Source organism: Streptomyces sp. RP5T, from assembly GCF_003933965.1.
In the GTDB taxonomy this organism is placed as follows: Bacteria; Actinomycetota; Actinomycetes; order Streptomycetales; family Streptomycetaceae; genus Streptomyces.
In genome coordinates this window covers 1-18,867 of the sequence record NZ_RSAJ01000116.1, presented here as the reverse complement: position 1 = coordinate 18,867, position 18,867 = coordinate 1, and the positions used below count along the sequence as shown (strand labels likewise).

The following is an 18,867-nucleotide window of genomic DNA, read 5'->3' as shown; positions in this document are numbered from 1 at the left end:
CTCGCCGACCTCCACCCGGCCCGGTCCTACTGGCGCGGCTGGCGGCTCAACGCCGTCCCCGCCCTGAAGCTGTGGGCACCCCTGCTGGCCTGGCTCACGATCATCGCCTTCACGCTCACGCACTTCGCCGCCACCGGCCTGCCCGGCTGGTGGGCCGCGCTGCTCGCGGCCATCGGCGCCGGGTCCCTGCTGTGGGGCGCGCACGCGCTCGTCCTCACCGCCCTGTTCGCCTTCCGGGCCAGGGACACCGCACGCCTCGCCGGTCACTTCCTGTTCCGGCACCGCAGCGCCACCCTCGGCGCCGCCTCGCTGCTCGTGCTGACGGCCGCCGGAACCGCCGTACTGACCGAGGCCCTGCCCGCGCTGCTGGCGGCCCCGCTGCTGCTGTCCCTGCTGCACAGCAGCCGCCCGGTGATCGCCGAGACCCGGGAGCACTTCACCGTGTGACACCCCCCCCGCCGCCCACCCGCTCACCGGCAGGTGGGCGGCGGCCGGAGGCCCCGCGGCCTCAGTGGATCGTCCGCCCCCGCTCGTCGGGCACCCCCGACTTGCGGAAGAAGTAGCTGTTGACCTGATCGCGCCACTCGCGGGCGCTCCGGAGCTGTTCCTCGAACCGTTCCGTCACCCGCGCGTGCCGCGCCGGTTCCACGAGGTCCGCCAGCGAGGCCCACACCTCCCGGGCCGCCTCCACCTCCGCCACGCCCTCGAAGTGCGTGTCGTAGATGTGCTGGATCACTGTCTTGCCGCTGTGCAGCATGTGTCCGTACGACACGTGGTGGAAGAACAGCAGCAGCTCGTCCGGGCAGGTCTCCGGCGACTCGTACAGCTCGGCCCACGGCTTGGCGTACTGCCCCGCGTACCCGGTCCCGCCCGCCACGCTCCGGTCGACACCGACGCCCTCGCGGTCGGCGAAGTGGTAGGTGCCCCACGGGCTGTACTCGTAGCCGTCGACGCTCGGCCCGTAGTGGTGCCCCGGCTGCACCATGAACCCGACCCCGAGGGGAGCGGTGTACTTCTCGTACGTCCGCCAGGAACCCTCCAGGACCGCGCGCAGCCCCGCCCCGAGCCGGGGATCGCTCCCGAAGGTGAGCCCGATCCACTCGTCGAGCAGCCACCCCGGATCGGCGTCCGGCTCCCAGGCCAGCCGCCCGAACGTGTAGAGGTTCGCCTGGGCCAGCGGATGACCGGTCCAGAACGGGTCGTCCCCGACGTTGGACACGGCGACGAGCCCACCGCGCGCCGCCTCACCGACCGTGCGCCCTCCGTCGATCCCGAAGCGCAGCACCTCGCTCCACATCGGGCCCAGCCAGCACACGTGCCGCTGCTGCCCGGTGTACTCCTGCGTCGCCTGGAGCTCCACCGCGAGCCGCGTCCCGGGCATCGCCCCGATCAGCGGGGAGACCGGCTCCCGCACCTGGAAGTCCATCGGCCCGTGCTTGACCTGGAGGACGGCGTTGTCGGCGAACTCCCCGTCCAGCGGCACGAAATGGTCGTACGCGGCCCGCGCCCGGTCCGTCGAGCGGTCCCGCCAGTCCTGGCGGTGGTCGTAGACGAAGGCCCGCCAGTGGACCGTACCGCCGTACGGCTCCAGGGCGGCGGCCAGTGCGTTGGCGCCGTCGGCGTGGGTGCGTCCGTACGCGAACGGGCCCGGCTGCCCCTCGGAGTCGGCCTTGACCACGAACCCGCCGAAGTCGGGGATCGCCGCGTACACCCGGGCGGCCGCCCCGGCCCACCACGCCCGCACGGACTCGTGCAGCGGATCGGCCGTGGGCAGCCCGCCCAGCAGCGTCGGCGCGGCGAAGGTCACCGACAGATGGACGCGGACCCCGTACGGCCGCAACGCGCCCGCGATGTCGGCGACTTCACCGATCCGGTCGGTCAGCAACCGCGCCTCGGCCGCGTGCACGTTGACGTTGTTGACGGCCACGGCGTTGATCCCGCAGGCCGCGAGCAGCCTGCCGTACGCCCGCACCCGCTCCAGGTCCCCGCGCGCCCGGCCCCGCGACCAGAACAGCGAGCCGCCGGCGTACCCGCGCTCCACCTGCCCCATGACCGGGTGCACGGTCACGTTGTCCCAGTGGTCGAGCATGCGCAGCGCCAACCGCGGTGCATGAAGGACGGGTTGGGCGTCGGCGCCGAATGCCGCCTCCTCGAGCCGTACGACGTGGAAGAACCCGTACAGCAGCCCGCGCGCGCCGGACGCCGTGACGGTCGTCCGTCCGTCACGGCGTCCGCAGGTGAACGCCTCGCCGTCGTCGTCCCCGGTCAGCTCCAGGACGAGGTCGGGGTCCTCGCGCACGACCGTGCCCCCGAACCGCTCGCAGGCCCGCGCCACCTCCCCGCGGACCGTGTCCACCAAGGGGCCCGAGCCGCGGATCAGGGTCCGCCGGGTGCCGATCGGCCGGAACGCCCCGTCCGGCAGCCAGGCCGGATCGACACCCCGCATGGGACCCCCAACGCCATTGCTCAGGCGAGCAGTTCGACTTCCGAGACCACCGCCTCGCCGTCGAGCAGGAGACGGTACTTCCCGTACGTACCCGCGGAGCTCACGGAGAACGCCCGTGTCTGCCTGTCCCATGCGAAGGACTGACCGGACCGCCGGTCGAGGGTCTTCCACTCGGCTCCGTCGTCCGAGCCCTGGAGCGTCCAGCCGGTCGGGGCCTTCGTACGGTCCGACGACGAGGTCAGGGTGTACTGGATGCCCTTGACCCGACCGGACACCGGAAGGTCCACCGAGGTCACGGTCGCGTCCGTGGCCGAGGTGTTGTCGAACAGCGCCCCGTCACCGGAGAGGACGTCCGCACGCGGGTTCGGCACCTCGTCGTCCTGGGTGATCGACACCGGGGCCGCGTTCTTCCCCGTGCCCCACTTCGAGGGCCGCGGACCCATGGCGAAGTCGAGGACCGCGCCCTTGGCCAGCACCGCGTGGGGGAGCGAAGTCGACGTCCACGGCTTGCCGTTGACCCTCAGCCCCTGCACGTACACGTTCCGCGCGCTGTTCTCCGGCGCCCTGACCACCAGGTCCCGGCCGTTCTCCAGATGGACCGTGGCCTTGGTGAACAGCGGTGAGCCGACGGCGTATTCGCCGCTGCCCATCACCAGCGGGTAGAAGCCCAGCGCCGAGAACAGGAACCAGGCCGACTGCTCGCCGTTGTCCTCGTCGCCGTGGTAGCCCTGCCCGATCTCGCTGCCGACGTACAGCCGCGACAGCACCTCCCGGACGTTCTTCTGCGTCTTCCACGGCCGGCCTGCCGCGTCGTACATGTAGGTGACGTGGTGGGCGACCTGGTTGGAGTGGCCGTACATGCCCATCCGGACGTCCCGTGCCTCCGTCATCTCGTGGATGACCCCGCCGTAGGAGCCGACGAACTCCGGCGAGGCCGTCTCAGGCGTCGCGAAGTACTCGTCCAGCTTCTCGGCGAGCCCGGAACGGCCGCCGTACAGGTTGGCCAGGCCCCGGCTGTCCTGCGGGGCGGTGAAGGCGTACCCCCAGCCGTTGGTCTCGGTGTAGTCGTAGCCCCACACGCGCGGGTCGTACGACGAGGACTCGACGCGCCACTCGCCCGTCCTGTCGCGGCCCTGGAAGAAGCCCGCCTTCTTGTCGAACAGGTTCACGTAGTCCCGGGCCCGGTCGAGGAAGTACTCCGACTCCTCCTTGTAGCGCTTGTCTCCCGTCCTCGCGTACAGCGCCCGGCCCATCCGCGCGATGCCGTAGTCGTTGAGGTACCCCTCCAGCGCCCAGGACAGGCCCTCGTGGGTGTCCGTGCTGGTGTAGCCCAGGAAGGGCGAGGTCTCCATGCCCTTGCGGCCCACACCGGAGGACGGGGGCGCGACCGTGGCGTTCTTCAGGGCCGCCTCGTACGCCGACTTGGCGTCGAAGTCGACCCCCTTGACGTACGCGTCCGCGAACGCGACGTCCGAGGAGGTGCCGGTCATCAGGTCCGCGTAGCCGGGGGAGGACCAGCGCGAGGTCCAGCCGCCGTCCTTGTACTGCTGGACGAACCCGTCGACCATTTCGCCCGCCTGAGTGGGCGTCAGCAGGGAGTACGCCGGCCACGTGGTCCGGTAGGTGTCCCAGAAGCCGTTGTTGACGTACACCTTGCCGTCCACGATCTTCGCCCCGGTGTGCGTCGGGGTGTCGGGGGAGGGCATCGGCGAGAAGGGCGAGGCGTACTGGTACTTCGAACCGACCTTCTCGAAACCGGAGTTGGGGTACAGGTACAGCCGGTACAGGCTGGAGTACAGCGTGGTCAGCTGGTCCTGCGTGGCGCCCTCGACCTCGACCTTGCCGAGCAGCCGGTCCCACTGCCCGCGGGCCCGGTCGCGCACGTTCTCGAAGGAGGTGCCGTCCGGGATCTCCTGGCGCAGGTTGTCCTTCGCCTGGTCGAGGCTGATCAGCGAGGTCGCGAGCCGCAGCGTGACGGTCCGGTCGGCACCGGCGTCGAAGCGGAGATAGCCCTTGACCCCGCCGGAGGAGCCGTCCGTGACCGGCCGGTCGAAGACGCCGTAGACGAAGAGCCGGGTCGCCCCGGTCGACAGCCCGGACTTCACGTCCGAGTACCCGGTGACCACGCCCGCGTCCTTGTCGAGCGTCAGCCCCGCCTGGTCCGTGACGTTGTCGAAGAGCACGCTCGCGTCGTCGCCCGGGTAGGTGAAGCGCAGGGCCGCCGCGTGGTCGGTCGGCGCCATCTCCGTCCTCAGCCCGTTCTCGAACCGCACCCCGTAGTAGTACGGCCGCGCGGTCTCGTTCTCGTGCCGGAACGCCAGCTCGCGTGCCTCCCGGCCGGTGTCCGGGGTCCCGGAGGCGGCCGACGGCATCACCTGGAAGGTCTGCCGGTCACCCATCCACGGACTCGGCTCGTGACTCGCGCTGAACGCCTGGATCGTCGGCAGGTTGTCGTCGTTGTTCGCACGCGCGTAGTCGTACAGCCAGCTCAGTGAGGACGCGTTGGTCACCGGCGTCCAGAAGTTGAAGCCGTGCGGCACCGCCGTGGCCGGGAAGTTGTTGCCGCGCGAGAAGGCGCCGCTGGAGTTGGTGCCGCGGGTGGTGAGCGCGTAGTCGGACAGATGCGCCTTCGGCCGCTCCGGGGCGGCCCGCTCCAGCGTCACGTCGTCCAGCCAGCCCCGGAACTTCGCCGGGCCGCCGGGGGAGTCGTAGGCGACGAGGATCCGGTCGACGGTCTTGCCCGCCGCGACCGACCCGATCCGCGAGGCCACGTGGTTCCACTGGTTGACGTAGAGCGCCTTCGAGGCGCCCTGTCCCTGCGGCGAGAGCGTGAAGCCGTGCTGGTCACGTGCCCCGAGGCCGCTCAGGAAGGTGCCGTCGGTGAAGGCGAGGTCCACCGACACGTTGGTCGAGTCGTAGTCCCGGTCGCCGTCCACCATCGACGGGTAGATCCGGTAGGAGAGCCGGGTCAGCCGGTCGACCCGCACGTTCACGTCGAAGACCTTGTTGTACGAGTACGCCCGGCCCTCGGCCGTGTGCCGTCCGGCGTAACGCAGGGACTTCTTTCCGGTGAATCCGGCGGCCGCCTTCGCGGTGGGCGATCCGGTCGGGCCGCGGTCGACGAGGGAGAGCATGTCCGGGGGCACCGGTCCCTCGTTCTCGCCCGTGGAGAGCTGGAGGTCGGCGAGCTGGAGGATCCCGGAGGCGCCGTTGTTCTTCGTGATCTCCAGCCGGAAGTGCCGGTACTCGGCGACGGCGTCCGCCGGGATGTCGTACGGCTTCGTCTGGAACCGCTCGGCGAAGCTCTCGCCCGTCCGGGTGTCGAGGGTTTTCCAGTCCTTGCCGTCGGTGGAGCCCTTGAGGGTCCAGTCCCTCGGATCGCGCTCGGCTGCGTCGTTGGCCGAGGTGAGCGCGTAGGTGACCGCCCTGACCGGCTTGTCCAGGTCGAACTCCGCCCAGCCGGTGGAGGCGAAGGCCAGCCACTTGGTGCCCGGTTCGCTGTCGGCGAGGTTCTCCTTCACCTCGCCGCCCGAGGCGTTCTCGGCGCTCGCCCGCACGTCGGTGACCCGGTCGGTGACATTGCCCGGGATGCCGGTGCGGTAGCCGCCGTCCACGCCCCGGGCCCGGCCGCCGTCGACCGTGCTGAGCCAGTCGGGGGCCGGCTCGCCCGCCTCGAAGGAGGAGGCGAACCCCTCGTCGGCCGGGCCGGGCGCCTCGGGCCGGGCGACCGCCGCGCCCTGCGCGCCCAGGGTCATGCAAAAGGCGGCCGTGATCACGACCGCCGTACTCCGTCTGAGCCGAGTTCTGTACCGATCCATCGGCGAGCACCCTCCCTGCACAAGGATGGACAACGTTGTCACACAATCCGTGCAAGGATCAGTAGGGGCCCAAGTGGACAGGGATGTCAAGGGCGTTGGCTGTGGCATTCGAGGCCTATGTCGCGGATTTTTCCGGCAAGCTTCGCACAGGGCGCTCATATTTCCGCGAGGTCTCAACTAGAGAACACCCATGGCCAACATTGCATTCGATCTTGCTCACCCGGCCGGAAGTGGACTATACCTGTCGGCGATTCACCCCACTCGCACGAAACCTCTTGCACGAACCTGCTTGACCTGACCGCGGTGCCGGGAGGATCCGGTTCACCGCCTGAGTCCTGGAGAAGGCGAGGACTTGAGCATGGGATCCACTTCCGCAGACAGCCATGGTGACGAGGGTGTCGGCCGCCGCGATCTGATCAAGCGGTCCGCCGCGCTCGGACTGGCCGCTGTCCCCGCGGCCGGCTTTCTGTCCGCCTGCGCCAGTGGCGGCGGCGACGATTCGAACGACGACAGCGCCAAGGGCACCACCTCGAAGGACAACCCCTTCGGCGCGGCCAAGGGCAGCAAGCTCGACGTCGTGATCTTCAAGGGCGGCTACGGCGACGACTACGCCAAGGCGTGGGAGGCCGACTTCCAGAAGAAGCTCGGCATCACCTCCACCCACACCGGCACCCAGGAGATCACCGGAAAGCTCCAGCCGCGCTTCAACGCCGGCAACCCGCCGGACATCGTCGACGACTCCGGCGCCCAGCAGATCAAGGTCGACGTCCTCTACAAGAACGGCCAACTGCTCGACCTCGCCGAGGTCCTGGACGCGCCGGCGATCGACGACCCGAGCAAGAAGGTCCGCGACCTCATCATCCCGGGGACCCTCGACGCGGGTCTCCAGGGCGGCAAGGTCGTCGCCCTCAACTACATCTACACCGTCTGGGGCCTGTGGTACTCCGGCAAGCTCTTCAAGGAGAAGGGCTGGGAGGAGCCCAAGACCTGGGACGACTTCCTCGCCGTCTGCCAGGACGCCAAGAAGCAGGGCATCGGCGGCCTCGCCCACCAGGGCAAGTACCCGTACTACATCAACGTCGCCATCATGGACCTGATCGCCAAGAAGGGCGGTCTGGACGCCATGAAGGCGATCGACAACCTCGACCCGAAGGCCTTCGTCGGCTCGGACGCGGCCCAGGCCGGTGTCGAGGCGATCTACGAGGTGGTGGAGAAGGGCCTGTTGATGCCGGGCACCAACGGCCTGACCCACACCGAGTCCCAGACCCGCTGGAACCAGTACAAGGCCGCCTTCATCACCTGCGGTTCCTGGCTGGAGAACGAGCAGCTCAAGCAGACGCCCGCGGACTTCGACATGAAGTTCATGCCGATGCCGCTGCTGCCCGACAGCGCGCTGCCCTTCGAGGCGATCCGGGCCGGCTCCGGCGAGCCCTTCATCATCCCGGCCAAGGCCAAGAACCTGCCGGGCGCCAAGGAGTTCATGCGCCGCATGCTCTCCAAGGAGTGGTCGACGACCTTCGCCAAGGAGGCCAACTCCCTCACCATCCTCAAGGACGGCGTGGACCCGAGCGTGAAGCTGCGCCCCGGCACCCAGTCCACCGTCGAGGCCTCGAAGGCGGCCGGTGACGACACCTTCCGTTACCTGTACACCGAGTGGTACAGCGAGATGGGAGCGGCGATCGAGGCCGCGTCCAACGAGCTGATGGCCAAGCGCATCCAGCCGAAGGAGTGGCTCAAGCGGGCCCAGGCCGCGGTCGACAAGCAGGCCAAGGACCCGGCCTCCAAGAAGAACCACCGGGACTGACCGCAACGCCGTTTCCCGGGCCGGAGCACTCCGGCCCGGGAAGGGACACCAGGGGCAGGAATCGCCAATGCACAAAGGGCAGTACAGGTTCGTCGCGGGTTTTCTCTTCGCTCCCGTGGCGCTCTATCTGATCTTCGTGATCTGGCCCTACCTCCAGACGATCGGCTATTCGCTGACCGACTGGAAGGGGCAGTCGCAGACGTTCAAGTTCATCGGCCTGGACAACTACAAGGCGCTGTTCCAGGACGACGTCTTCATGCAGGCCATCTGGCACAACATCCTGTTCCTGATCTTCATCCCGGTGATCACCATTCTGCTCGCCCTGTTCTTCGCGTTCATGCTGAACGCGGGCGGCCGCAGCAGGGCCGGCGGGGTGCGGGGAGTGGCGGGATCGCAGTTCTACAAGGTCGTCTACTTCTTTCCCCAGGTGCTGTCCCTGGCGATTGTCGCCGTGCTGTTCAACGCGGTGTACCGCAGTGACGGCGGCGGTCTCCTCAACGGATTCCTGATCAAACTCGGACTGGTTGACGCCGAGAATCCGATGGAATGGCTCAACGAGCCCAACCTGGTGCTGTGGATGCTGGTCATCGCCGTGGTGTGGCACGGGGTCGGCTTCTACCTGGTGCTGTTCTCGGCCGCCATGCAGTCCATCCCGAAGGACATCTACGAGGCCGCGCTCATCGACGGCGCCGGCCGCAACCAGTCCTTCTTCCGCATCACCCTGCCCCTGCTGTGGGACACGGTGCAGACCGCCTGGGTCTATCTGGGCATCGTCGCGATGGACATGTTCGTGCTGGTCTCCTCGATGACGCAGAACATGGGCGCCTACGGAGGCGGCCCCGACCACCACAGCGACGTCATGTCGACGGTGATGATGCGCAACTTCCAGTACTTCGGCAAGAGCGGATACGCCTGCGCGATGGGCGTCGTCATGCTGCTGCTCACCCTGGTCCTGTCCGTGGTCATGCTGCGTGCCACCCGCCGCGACCGCGTCGAGTTCTGAGCGGGAGAGATACGACGATGAGCGCACCCATCAAGGAGACCGCCGCCGTCCCGGCCCAGCGGACCCCGGGCACCGCCCCGGCCCGCCCCGGCAGCGAGCGCAGCGAGGGCGTCGTCCTGAACGCCTTCTCGCACGGCTTCCTCGCCCTGTGGGCCCTGCTGATCGTGCTGCCACTGCTGTGGCTGGTGCTCAGCTCCTTCAAGACCGACGTCCAGATCGGCGGCTCCGCCTTCGGCTGGCCGCAGAACTGGTCCCTGGACGTCTTCGGACGGGCCTGGGACAAGGGCATCGGCGACTACTTCCTGAACACCGTGATCGTGCTGGTCTTCTCGGTGCCCCTGACGATGCTGCTCGGCTCCATGGCCGCCTACGTCCTGGCCCGCTACCAGTTCTGGGGCAACAGGTTCCTGTACTTCTTCTTCGTCGCGGGCGCGATGTTCCCGGTGTTCCTGGCCCTGGTCCCGCTGTTCTTCATGGTGAAGCGGCTGGACATGCTGAACACCTACCAGGGGCTGATCCTGGTGTACGTCGCCTACTCGATGCCGTTCACGGTGTTCTTCATGCACGCGTTCTTCCGGACGCTGCCCACGGCCGTCTTCGAGGCCGCGGTCCTCGACGGCGCCTCGCACACCCGGACCTTCTTCCAGGTGATGCTGCCGATGGCGAAGCCGGGCCTGATCAGCGTCGGCATCTTCAACACCCTCGGCCAGTGGAACCAGTTCATCCTGCCCACGGTGCTGATGCAGCCGCAGAGCGGTGACGATCCGGAGCGCTACGTCCTGACCCAGGGGCTCATCCAGCTCCAGCAGCAGATGGGGTACGCCTCGGACCTGCCCGTGCTCTTCGCCGGGGTGACCATCGCCATGATCCCGATGCTGGTGGTCTACCTGTCCTTCCAGCGTCAGGTGCAGGCGGGGCTGACGTCGGCGACCTTGAAGTAGCGCTCCGCGAGCGCGCGCAGGCGCACCGTTGCCGCTTCCGGTGACGGTGCGCCGACGTGTGCGCTACACCCCGGATACTGTTCAACCTCTTGACGGGAGGCGACCCGAACGGCTCAGCTTAGAGTTCACTAGTTGGACATAGACGGGGCCTCATCGCTGCGGTCCCGCGCGCAGGAGGTCGTCGTGGAGACTCCGGGGTCGCAGTCGTCGCTGCACCGAGCCAACCTGGAGCGGGTCGTCCGGGCCGTCCGCCTGGCCGGGTCGCTCACGCAGGCGGAGATCGCACGGACCACGGGACTGTCCGCCGCGACCGTCTCCAACATCGTCCGTGAACTCAAGGACGGCGGAACCGTCGAGGTCACACCCACTTCGGCGGGTGGCCGCCGGGCCCGTGCCGTCTCCCTGAGCGGGGACGCCGGCATCGTCATAGGGGTGGACTTCGGGCACACCCATTTGCGCGTCGCGATCGGGAACCTCGCCCATCAGGTGCTCGCCGAGGAGTCCGAGCCGCTGGACGTGGACGCTTCCTCCACCCAGGGTTTCGACCGGGCGGAACAACTGGTCAGCCGGCTCATCGAGGCGACCGGCGTGGACCGCTCGAAGATCGCCGGAGTGGGTCTGGGTGTCCCCGGTCCGATCGACGTGGAGTCCGGCTCCCTGGGCTCCTCCGCCATCCTGCCGGGCTGGATCGGCACCAAGCCCGCCGAGGAGCTCCAGGGGCGGCTCGGCGTGCCCGTGCACGTGGACAACGACGCCAACCTGGGCGCCCTCGGCGAGCTGGTGTGGGGCAGCGGCCGGGGGGTGCGCGACCTGGCGTACATCAAGGTCGCCAGTGGTGTCGGGGCCGGCCTGGTGATCAGCGGCAAGATCTATCGTGGCCCGGGTGGCACAGCGGGAGAAATCGGGCATATTACCCTTGATGAGTCCGGGCCGGTCTGTCGCTGCGGCAACCGCGGCTGCCTGGAGACCTTTGCGGCCGCGCGCTATGTGCTGCCCCTGCTCCAGTCCAGCCATGGCACCGATCTCACCATGGAGGGCGTCGTTCGGCTCGCACGGGAAGGAGACCCTGGCTGTCGTCGGGTGATCGCCGACGTCGGCCGACACATCGGCAGTGGAGTCGCCAATCTCTGCAATTTGCTGAACCCGAGCCGAGTGGTCCTGGGCGGTGATCTCGCCGAGGCCGGTGAGCTGGTGCTCGGTCCGATCAGGGAGTCTGTCAGCCGCTACGCGATCCCGAGTGCGGCACGTCAACTGTCCGTACTTCCAGGGGCACTTGGTGGTCGGGCGGAGGTGCTCGGAGCACTCGCCCTCGCCCTCAGCGAGATGGGTGATTCGACCCTTTTGGACGGCACGCTGCATGCTGCGGCGCCTGCGTTCACTTAGATAACGCAGGACGTCGTTGCCATCTCGTTAAGTATTTACTTCTTGACGTCGCACGTGTGGCCGAGTTGACTTCCAGCCACCTCGGCCGCAACGACGCGGCCTCGTCAGGGAGGTTTCTCAAGTGAACACGCTCATGCGTCGTGTGGCCGTATCCGTCGCGATCTCGGCGCTCGCCGTCTCCGCCGCCGCCTGTGGCAAGGCCGGCGACGACAACGGCAGTGACAGCAGCAGCTCCGGCACCGGCGGCAAGTCGATCGGTCTGCTCCTGCCCGACAACGTCACCGCGCGGTACGAGAAGTTCGACAAGCCGTACTTCGAGGCCAAGGTCAAGGAGCTGTGCAGCGACTGCACCGTCTCCTACGCCAACGCCGCGGCCGACCCGGCCAAGCAGGCCCAGCAGATGAGCAGCATGGTCACCAAGGGCGTCAAGGTGATCGTGGTCTCGGCGCAGGACTCCGCCGCCATCAAGTCCTCCATCGCCTCCGCGGTGAGCAAGGGCGTCAAGGTCGTCGCGTACGACCGTCTGGCCCAGGGCCCGGTCTCCGCGTACGTCTCCTTCGACAACGTCAAGGTCGGCGAGCTCCAGGGTCAGGCCCTGCTCGACGCCCTCGGCTCCAAGGCGACCCCCAGCGCGAACGTCGTCATGATCAACGGTGACGACGCCGACCCGAACGCCGGTCAGTTCAAGGAGGGCGCGCACAAGGTCCTCGACGGCAAGGTCAAGATCGCTTACGAGCAGTCCGGCCTGTGGAAGGACACCGTCGCCGCGCAGAAGATGTCCGCCGCCATCACCCAGCTGGGCGCCAAGAAGATCGCGGGCGTCTACGCCGCCAACGACGGCATGGCCGGTGGTATCGCCAACACCCTCAAGGGCGCCGGCATCAGCAGCATCCCGCTGACCGGCCAGGACGCCGAGCTCGCCGCCATCCAGCGGATCGTCGCCGGCACCCAGTCCGCCACGGTCTACAAGGCCTACAAGCCGGAGGCCGACACCGCCGCCGAGCTCGCGGTCAACCTGCTCCAGGGCAAGGACATCAAGTCCCTCGCCGACACCGAGGTCACCAGCGGCTCCGGCGACAAGGTCCAGGCGAAGCTCCTGACCCCGGTCTCGGTCACCGTGAAGAACATCAAGGACACGGTCGTCAAGGACGGTCTCTACACCGTCGCCCAGATCTGCACCGCCGACTACGCCGCCGCGTGCAAGAAGGCCGGCCTCCAGTAGTACCCGCCCAGCCCCGGGGCGAGTCCTTCGACGGACCCGCCCCGTAAGGCAGGCACCCAGAGCCTGTCCGGCGCCCGCACCGCCTTCATACCCCGCTGCGGGGCGGGCGCCGGACGGAAGCATGGCGGACGCAGCCGTTGCCAAGAGGCACCGGCCGCGCGCATGTTCGACTAGTAAATCCGTGCTCACGGCACAACTCGTCAGTCGAGAGCTACGAGCCTGAGTGTCCCGAGCACAACCCCTCCGCGCCTTACCCCAAGCGCGGCATCCCCGCCGGTCAGGCGGCGAAGGAGATGGTTCACGTGTCCGCTACGCCCGTGCTGGCGTTGCGCGGAGTCTCCAAGCGATTCGGTGCGGTGCAGGCCCTCACCGATGTCGAACTGGAGGTCCACGCCGGAGAAGTGGTCGCCCTGGTGGGCGACAACGGCGCCGGAAAGTCCACGCTGGTCAAGACGATCGCCGGTGTCCACCCCATCGATGAGGGCGTCATCGAGTGGGACGGCAGTCCGGTCAGCATCAACAAGCCGCACGACGCCCAGGGACTCGGCGTCGCGACGGTCTACCAGGACCTCGCCCTGTGCGACAACCTCGACGTGGTCGGCAACCTCTACCTCGGACGTGAGCTGCTGCGCCGCGGCGTCATCGACGAGGTCACGATGGAGCAGAAGGCCCGCGAGCTGCTGAGCACGCTGTCCATCCGCATCCCGAGCGTGCGCATCCCGATCGCGAGCCTGTCCGGCGGTCAGCGCCAGGTCGTCGCCATCGCGCGCGCCCTGATCGGCGACCCCAAGGTCGTGATCCTGGACGAGCCCACCGCCGCCCTCGGTGTCGAGCAGACCGCGCAGGTCCTCGACCTGGTCGAGCGGCTGCGCGAGCGCAACCTCGGCGTCATCCTCATCAGCCACAACATGGCGGACGTGAAGGCGGTCGCCGACACGGTCGCCGTGCTGCGTCTGGGCAGGAACAACGGCTCCTTCTCGGTGAAGGACACCAGTCAGGAAGAGATCATCTCCGCGATCACCGGTGCCACGGACAACGCCGTGACCCGTCGCGCGGGGCGTCGCAGCACGGAGGCCGCGAAGTGAGCGACACATCCAAGGTTTCCAAGGCGGACGCCGCGGCGGAGGACCAGACCACCGTCGCCCCGGCCGACGACCCCACCGCAGCGCCGGTCTCGGTCGTCGACCCCCGGCTCCTGGTCCGCGAAGAGGGCTTCAAGGGCTACTGGACCGAGTTCACGCGCAAGGTCAAGGGCGGTGAGCTGGGCTCGCTGCCGGTCGTGGTCGGCCTGATCGTCATCTGGACGATCTTCCAGCTCCAGAACGACCGCTTCCTGAGCGCCGACAACCTCTCCAACATCAGCTACTACCTGTCGGCCACCGGCATGCTCGCCATCGGCCTGGTGTTCGTGCTGCTGCTCGGCGAGATCGACCTGTCGGTCGGTTCGGTCAGCGGTCTGGCGTCGACCCTGTTCGCGGTCTACGTCGTCCAACACGGCATGAACCCGTGGCTGGCGCTGGTCCTGGCGGTGATCACCGGCATCGCCGTCGGTGCCCTGCAGGGCTGGTTCTTCGCCAAGATCGGGGTACCGGCGTTCGTCGTCACCCTGGCCGGCTTCCTCGGCTGGAACGGTCTGATGCTGTGGCTGCTGGGCTCCAGCGGCACCATCAACATCCCGTCCGACTCGGGTCCGGTCCACCTGCTGGGCCAGAACTCGTTCTTCATGGACCAGGCCATCATCGGCGCCTACCTGCTGGCCGGTCTCGGTGTCGTCCTGACCCTCGTCGGCAACTTCAGCGAGCAGCGGCGCCGCAAGGCCGCGGGCGTCCCGTTCCGGCCGACCAGCGAGATCCTGGTGCGCGTCGGCGCGCTCGCGGTGGCGTCCTTCGTCACGGCCGCCGTGCTGAACGACGCCGCGGGTGTCTCCAACGCCCTGGTGATCTTCCTGGCCGCGCTGGTGATCGTGGACTTCGTGCTGCGTCGTACGACCTACGGCCGCAAGGTCTTCGCGGTCGGCGGCGGCATCGAGGCGGCCCGTCGTGCCGGTATCAACGTGCCGATCATCCGCATCACCGTCTTCGCCATCTCCGGTGGCTTCGCGGCGATCGGCGGCATGTTCTTCGCCGGCCAGACCGCCAGCGCCACGCTGAGCGCCGGTGGCGGCAACACGCTGATGCTCGCCATCGCGGCGGCCGTCATCGGTGGTACGTCGCTGTTCGGCGGACGCGGCTCGGTGTGGTCCGCGCTCCTCGGCATGCTGGTGATCCAGTCGATCCAGACGGGTCTGGACCTGCTCAACATGAACCAGTCCATCCAGTACATGATCACCGGTGGTGTTCTGCTGGGCGCCGTCGTCATCGACTCGGTGTCGCGCAAGTCTCAGAAGGCCGCGGGTCGCGGCTGACGCCCCAGGGCACAGCCCCGCGGGTCGATGGTCCTGCCCGGTACCCACAAGGTGCCGGGCAGGACTGTTGTCGTAGAACATTAGACTCGACTCACCCGGCAAGCTCGATCAGCTCTAAGCAAGGAGGCACGGGTGCCGCTGCTGACCCGTATCAGGGGACCGCGTGATCTGGACCGGCTCAGCCTTGAGGAGCTGGACCAGCTGGCGGAGGAGATCAGGAGCTTCCTCGTCGGCGCCGTCTCCAAGACCGGCGGCCACCTCGGCCCCAACCTCGGTGTGGTCGAGCTGACCATCGCACTGCACCGGGTCTTCGACTCGCCCAAGGACCGGGTGCTCTTCGACACCGGCCACCAGTCCTACGTGCACAAGCTGCTCACCGGGCGCCACGACTTCTCGAAGCTGCGCTCCAAGGGCGGCCTGTCCGGCTACCCCTCGCGCGCCGAGTCCGAGCACGACGTCATCGAGAACAGCCACGCCTCCACGGTCCTCGGCTGGGCCGACGGCCTCGCCAAGGCCAACCAGGTGCTCAAACGGGACGACCACGTCGTCGCGGTCATCGGTGACGGTGCCCTGACCGGCGGTATGGCCTGGGAGGCGCTGAACAACATCGCCGACGCCAAGGACCGCCCGCTCGTCATCGTCGTCAACGACAACGAGCGCTCCTACGCGCCGACCATCGGCGGCCTCGCCAACCATCTGGCGACCCTGCGCACCACCGACGGCTACGAGCGCTTCCTGGCCCGCGGCAAGGACCTCCTGGAGCGCACCCCGGTCCTCGGCAGGCCCCTCTACGAGACCCTGCACGGCGCCAAGAAGGGCCTCAAGGACTTCATCGCGCCCCAGGGCATGTTCGAGGACCTCGGCCTGAAGTACGTCGGCCCCATCGACGGCCACGACATCGAGGCGCTGGAGTCGGCGCTGGCCCGCGCCAAGCGCTTCGGCGGCCCGGTGATCGTGCACTGCCTCACCGAGAAGGGCCGCGGCTACGAGCCCGCCGAGCAGGACGAGGCCGACCGCTTCCACGGCATCGGCCCGATCCACCCGGACACCGGCCTGCCCATCAAGGCCGCCGCCGCCAGCTGGACCTCCGTCTTCGGCGACGAGATGGTCAAGCTGGGCCACGAGCGCGAGGACGTCGTCGCCATCACCGCGGCCATGCTCCAGCCGGTGGGCCTGAAGAAGTTCGCGGACACCTTCCCGGACCGCATCTACGACGTCGGCATCGCCGAGCAGCACGCGGCCGTGTCCGCGGCCGGCCTCGCGACCGGCGGACTGCACCCCGTGTTCGCCGTCTACGCCACCTTCCTCAACCGCGCCTTCGACCAGGTCCTCATGGACGTCGCCCTGCACAAGTGCGGCGTGACCTTCGTGCTCGACCGGGCCGGCGTCACCGGCGACGACGGCGCCTCGCACAACGGCATGTGGGACATGTCGATGCTCCAGGTCGTGCCCACGCTCCGGCTCGCCGCCCCGCGCGACGCCGAGCAGCTGCGCGCCCAGCTCCGCGAGGCCGTCCAGGTGGACGACGCGCCGACCGTGGTCCGCTACTCCAAGGGCGTCGTCGGCCCCGCCGTACCCGCCGTGGGCACGGTGGGCGCCATGGACGTGCTGCGCGAGCCCGGCACCGACACCCCGGACGTCCTCCTGGTCTCCGTGGGCGCGCTCGCCCCCATGTGCCTGGAGATCGCCGCCCTGCTGGACCAGCAGGGGATCTCCACCACCGTGGTCGACCCGCGCTGGGTCAAGCCCGTCGACGAGGCCATGGCCCCGCTCGCCGAGCGGCACCGCGTGGTCGTCACTGTCGAGGACAACTCCCGCGTCGGCGGCGTCGGCTCGGCGATCGCCCAGGCCCTGCGCGACGCGGGCGTCGACGTCCCGCTGCGCGACTTCGGCATCCCGCCGCGCTTCCTGGACCACGCCTCCCGCGCCGAGATCATGGCGGAGATCGGGCTGACCGCGCCCGACATCGCCCGCCAGGTCACCGGTCTGGTCTCCAAGCTCGACGGCCGCTACGACGACGCCCGGGCCCAGGTGGAGTCGGCCCGCGACTAGACGCACCCGAACGGGCCGGTCGTACCACTCTTGGCAGTGGTGCGACCGGCCCGTTCGCGTGAATCCGGCCGCGTCGGGGCATACGACCCACGTCCCCTCTCGATCATGTCGAGGACGACACAGCGTGGGAGGTCCCCGTGAGCAGCACCCTCTTCCGGACGAAGAAGGTCGAGCAGTCCATCCTCGATACCGAGGAGCCAGAGCACGCGCTCAAGAAGTCCTTGTCCGCGCTGGATCTGACCGTCTTCGGCGTCGGCGTCATCATCGGCACCGGCATCTTCGTCCTGACCGGCACCGTCGCCAAGAACAACGCCGGCCCGGCGGTCGCCCTGGCCTTCGTGGTCGCCGGCGTCGTCTGCGCGCTCGCCGCGCTCTGCTACGCCGAGTTCGCATCCACCGTCCCGGTGGCCGGATCGGCGTACACCTTCAGTTACGCCTCCCTCGGCGAACTGCCCGCCTGGATCATCGGCTGGGACCTGGTCCTGGAATTCGCGCTGGGCACGGCGGTGGTGTCCGTCGGCTGGTCCGGCTACATCGCCTCGCTGCTGGACAACGCGGGCTGGCATCTGCCGGCCGCGCTCGGCAGCCGCGACGGGGCCGACGGGTTCGGCTTCGACATCCTGGCTGCCGCGCTCGTCCTGGTGCTCACCGCCATCCTCGTGCTCGGCACCAAGCTCTCCGCGCGCGTGACCTCGATCGTCGTGGCCATCAAGGTGACCGTCGTCCTGACCGTGATCATCGCCGGTGCGTTCTTCGTCAAGGGCGACAACTACGACCCGTTCGTCCCGAAGGCGCAGGACGTGCCGGCCGGTGACAGTCTCCAGTCGCCGCTGATCCAGCTGATGTTCGGCTGGGCGCCCTCCAACTTCGGCGTGATGGGCATCTTCACCGCCGCCTCCGTCGTCTTCTTCGCCTTCATCGGCTTCGACGTGGTCGCCACGGCCGCCGAGGAGACCAGGAACCCGCAGCGCGACATGCCCCGCGGCATCCTCGGCTCCCTCCTCATCTGCACGACCCTCTACGTGGCCGTGTCGATCGTGGTGACCGGCATGCAGAAGTACACGGACCTGTCCGTCACGGCCCCCCTCGCCGACGCCTTCAAGGCCACCGGGCACCCCTGGTTCGCGGGCTTCATCAGCTTCGGCGCCGCGGTCGGTCTCACGACCGTGTGCATGATCCTGCTCCTGGGCCAGACGCGGGTCTTCTTCGCCATGAGCCGCGACGGACTGCTGCCCACGTTCTTCTCCCACGTCCACCCGAAGTTCCGCACCCCGCACCGCCCGACGATCCTGCTCGGCGTGATCATCGCGATCGTCGCCGGCTTCACACCGCTGAGCGAACTCGCCGAACTGGTCAACATCGGCACCCTGTTCGCGTTCGTGGTGGTCGCCATCGGCGTGATCATCCTGCGCAAGTCCCGCCCCGACCTGCCCCGGGCCTTCCGCACCCCCTGGGTGCCGGTCATCCCGATCCTGTCGGTGGCGGCGTCCCTCTGGCTGATGCTCAACCTGCCGGCGGAGACCTGGCTGCGGTTCGCGATCTGGATGGTGATCGGCTTCGCGGTGTACTTCCTGTACGGGCGCCCGCACAGCCGCTTGAACCAGCGGGCCGAGACGGAGTAAGCCAAGGGGTTCGTCGTCGGCTGCGGGTGCGTTGTGGCTTGTCGCGCAGTTCCCCGCGCCCCTGGGTGCGTCACCGCTGGGCATGCCCGGACGGCACCCACTCAGGGGCGCGGGGAACTGCGCGATCGGCCCCCACCGGCCCGCAGCCGAACGGCGACGCTCAGGGACGTAC

General features: G+C 68.7%; 11 protein-coding genes and 1 pseudogene. 10 read left to right on the top strand and 2 right to left on the bottom strand.

The features are described from left to right. Nucleotides 1-447, top strand: a pseudogene (locus EHS43_RS15095) (hypothetical protein); the annotation flags it as partial. 61 nt (nucleotides 448-508) lie between these two features. Here the strand turns inward: EHS43_RS15095 and EHS43_RS15090 are convergent. Together EHS43_RS15090 and EHS43_RS15085 are read right to left on the bottom strand one after the other, a co-directional pair. After that, the gene (locus EHS43_RS15090) at nucleotides 509-2,446 is read right to left on the bottom strand and encodes an alpha-glucuronidase (RefSeq protein WP_125191288.1); all 1,938 of its coding nucleotides are present in this window, start codon (nucleotides 2,444-2,446) and stop codon (nucleotides 509-511) included. A 20-nt stretch (nucleotides 2,447-2,466) separates the two neighbouring features. Beyond that, entirely contained in the window at nucleotides 2,467-6,201 is a 3,735-nt protein-coding gene (locus EHS43_RS15085; protein WP_125191290.1) for a GH92 family glycosyl hydrolase, read from the bottom strand. A 421-nt stretch (nucleotides 6,202-6,622) separates the two neighbouring features. On the opposite strand from EHS43_RS15085, the gene ngcE reads away from it, so the two are divergent. From ngcE to EHS43_RS15040, 9 genes are all read left to right on the top strand, one after another. Continuing rightward, complete coding sequence (ngcE, locus tag EHS43_RS15080; protein WP_125191287.1) at nucleotides 6,623-8,068, top strand: N-acetylglucosamine/diacetylchitobiose ABC transporter substrate-binding protein; 1,446 nt, start codon at nucleotides 6,623-6,625, stop codon at nucleotides 8,066-8,068. Nucleotides 8,069-8,135: 67 nt separating this feature from the next. After that, a complete protein-coding gene (locus tag EHS43_RS15075) occupies nucleotides 8,136-9,071 on the top strand; it encodes a carbohydrate ABC transporter permease (protein WP_125191286.1) in 936 nt (311 codons plus the stop codon). Between the two features lie 17 nt (nucleotides 9,072-9,088). Further along, nucleotides 9,089-10,012 carry a carbohydrate ABC transporter permease gene (locus EHS43_RS15070; protein ID WP_125191285.1) on the top strand — a complete coding sequence of 308 codons (924 nt, stop codon included), beginning with the start codon at nucleotides 9,089-9,091 and terminating at the stop codon, nucleotides 10,010-10,012. Between the two features lie 183 nt (nucleotides 10,013-10,195). Continuing rightward, nucleotides 10,196-11,395 (top strand): ROK family transcriptional regulator, encoded by a 1,200-nt coding sequence (locus EHS43_RS15065; RefSeq protein WP_125191284.1) that lies wholly within the window; start codon nucleotides 10,196-10,198, stop codon nucleotides 11,393-11,395. Between the two features lie 133 nt (nucleotides 11,396-11,528). After that, nucleotides 11,529-12,617, top strand: coding sequence for a sugar ABC transporter substrate-binding protein (locus tag EHS43_RS15060; protein WP_125191289.1), 1,089 nt, complete (start codon nucleotides 11,529-11,531; stop codon nucleotides 12,615-12,617). 293 nt (nucleotides 12,618-12,910) lie between these two features. Then, nucleotides 12,911-13,702, top strand: coding sequence for an ATP-binding cassette domain-containing protein (locus tag EHS43_RS15055; RefSeq protein ID WP_125191283.1), 792 nt, complete (start codon nucleotides 12,911-12,913; stop codon nucleotides 13,700-13,702). Then, nucleotides 13,699-15,021, top strand: coding sequence for a sugar ABC transporter permease (locus EHS43_RS15050; protein ID WP_125191282.1), 1,323 nt, complete (start codon nucleotides 13,699-13,701; stop codon nucleotides 15,019-15,021). Before EHS43_RS15055 ends, EHS43_RS15050 begins: the two co-directional genes overlap by 4 nt. A 132-nt stretch (nucleotides 15,022-15,153) precedes the next feature. Then, nucleotides 15,154-17,073: a 1-deoxy-D-xylulose-5-phosphate synthase gene (dxs, locus tag EHS43_RS15045; protein ID WP_125191281.1), complete on the top strand. Its 1,920-nt coding sequence runs from the start codon at nucleotides 15,154-15,156 to the stop codon at nucleotides 17,071-17,073. A gap of 137 nt (nucleotides 17,074-17,210) precedes the next feature. Then, nucleotides 17,211-18,695, top strand: a complete 1,485-nt coding sequence (locus EHS43_RS15040) for an amino acid permease (RefSeq protein ID WP_125191280.1) — start codon at nucleotides 17,211-17,213, stop codon at nucleotides 18,693-18,695. Nucleotides 18,696-18,867: the final 172 nt, after the last annotated feature.

Excerpts from the sequence above, each read along its gene's own strand:
- EHS43_RS15075 (WP_125191286.1), top strand. The coding sequence starts at position 8,136 with ATGCACAAAGGGCAGTACAGGTTCGTCGCGGGTTTTCTCTTCGCTCCC.
- EHS43_RS15060 (WP_125191289.1), top strand. The coding sequence starts at position 11,529 with ATGCGTCGTGTGGCCGTATCCGTCGCGATCTCGGCGCTCGCCGTCTCC.
- EHS43_RS15070 (WP_125191285.1), top strand. The coding sequence starts at position 9,089 with ATGAGCGCACCCATCAAGGAGACCGCCGCCGTCCCGGCCCAGCGGACC.
- ngcE (WP_125191287.1), top strand. The coding sequence starts at position 6,623 with ATGGGATCCACTTCCGCAGACAGCCATGGTGACGAGGGTGTCGGCCGC.
- EHS43_RS15090 (WP_125191288.1), bottom strand. The coding sequence starts at position 2,446 with ATGCGGGGTGTCGATCCGGCCTGGCTGCCGGACGGGGCGTTCCGGCCG.
- EHS43_RS15055 (WP_125191283.1), top strand. The coding sequence starts at position 12,911 with ATGGTTCACGTGTCCGCTACGCCCGTGCTGGCGTTGCGCGGAGTCTCC.
- EHS43_RS15085 (WP_125191290.1), bottom strand. The coding sequence starts at position 6,201 with ATGACCCTGGGCGCGCAGGGCGCGGCGGTCGCCCGGCCCGAGGCGCCC.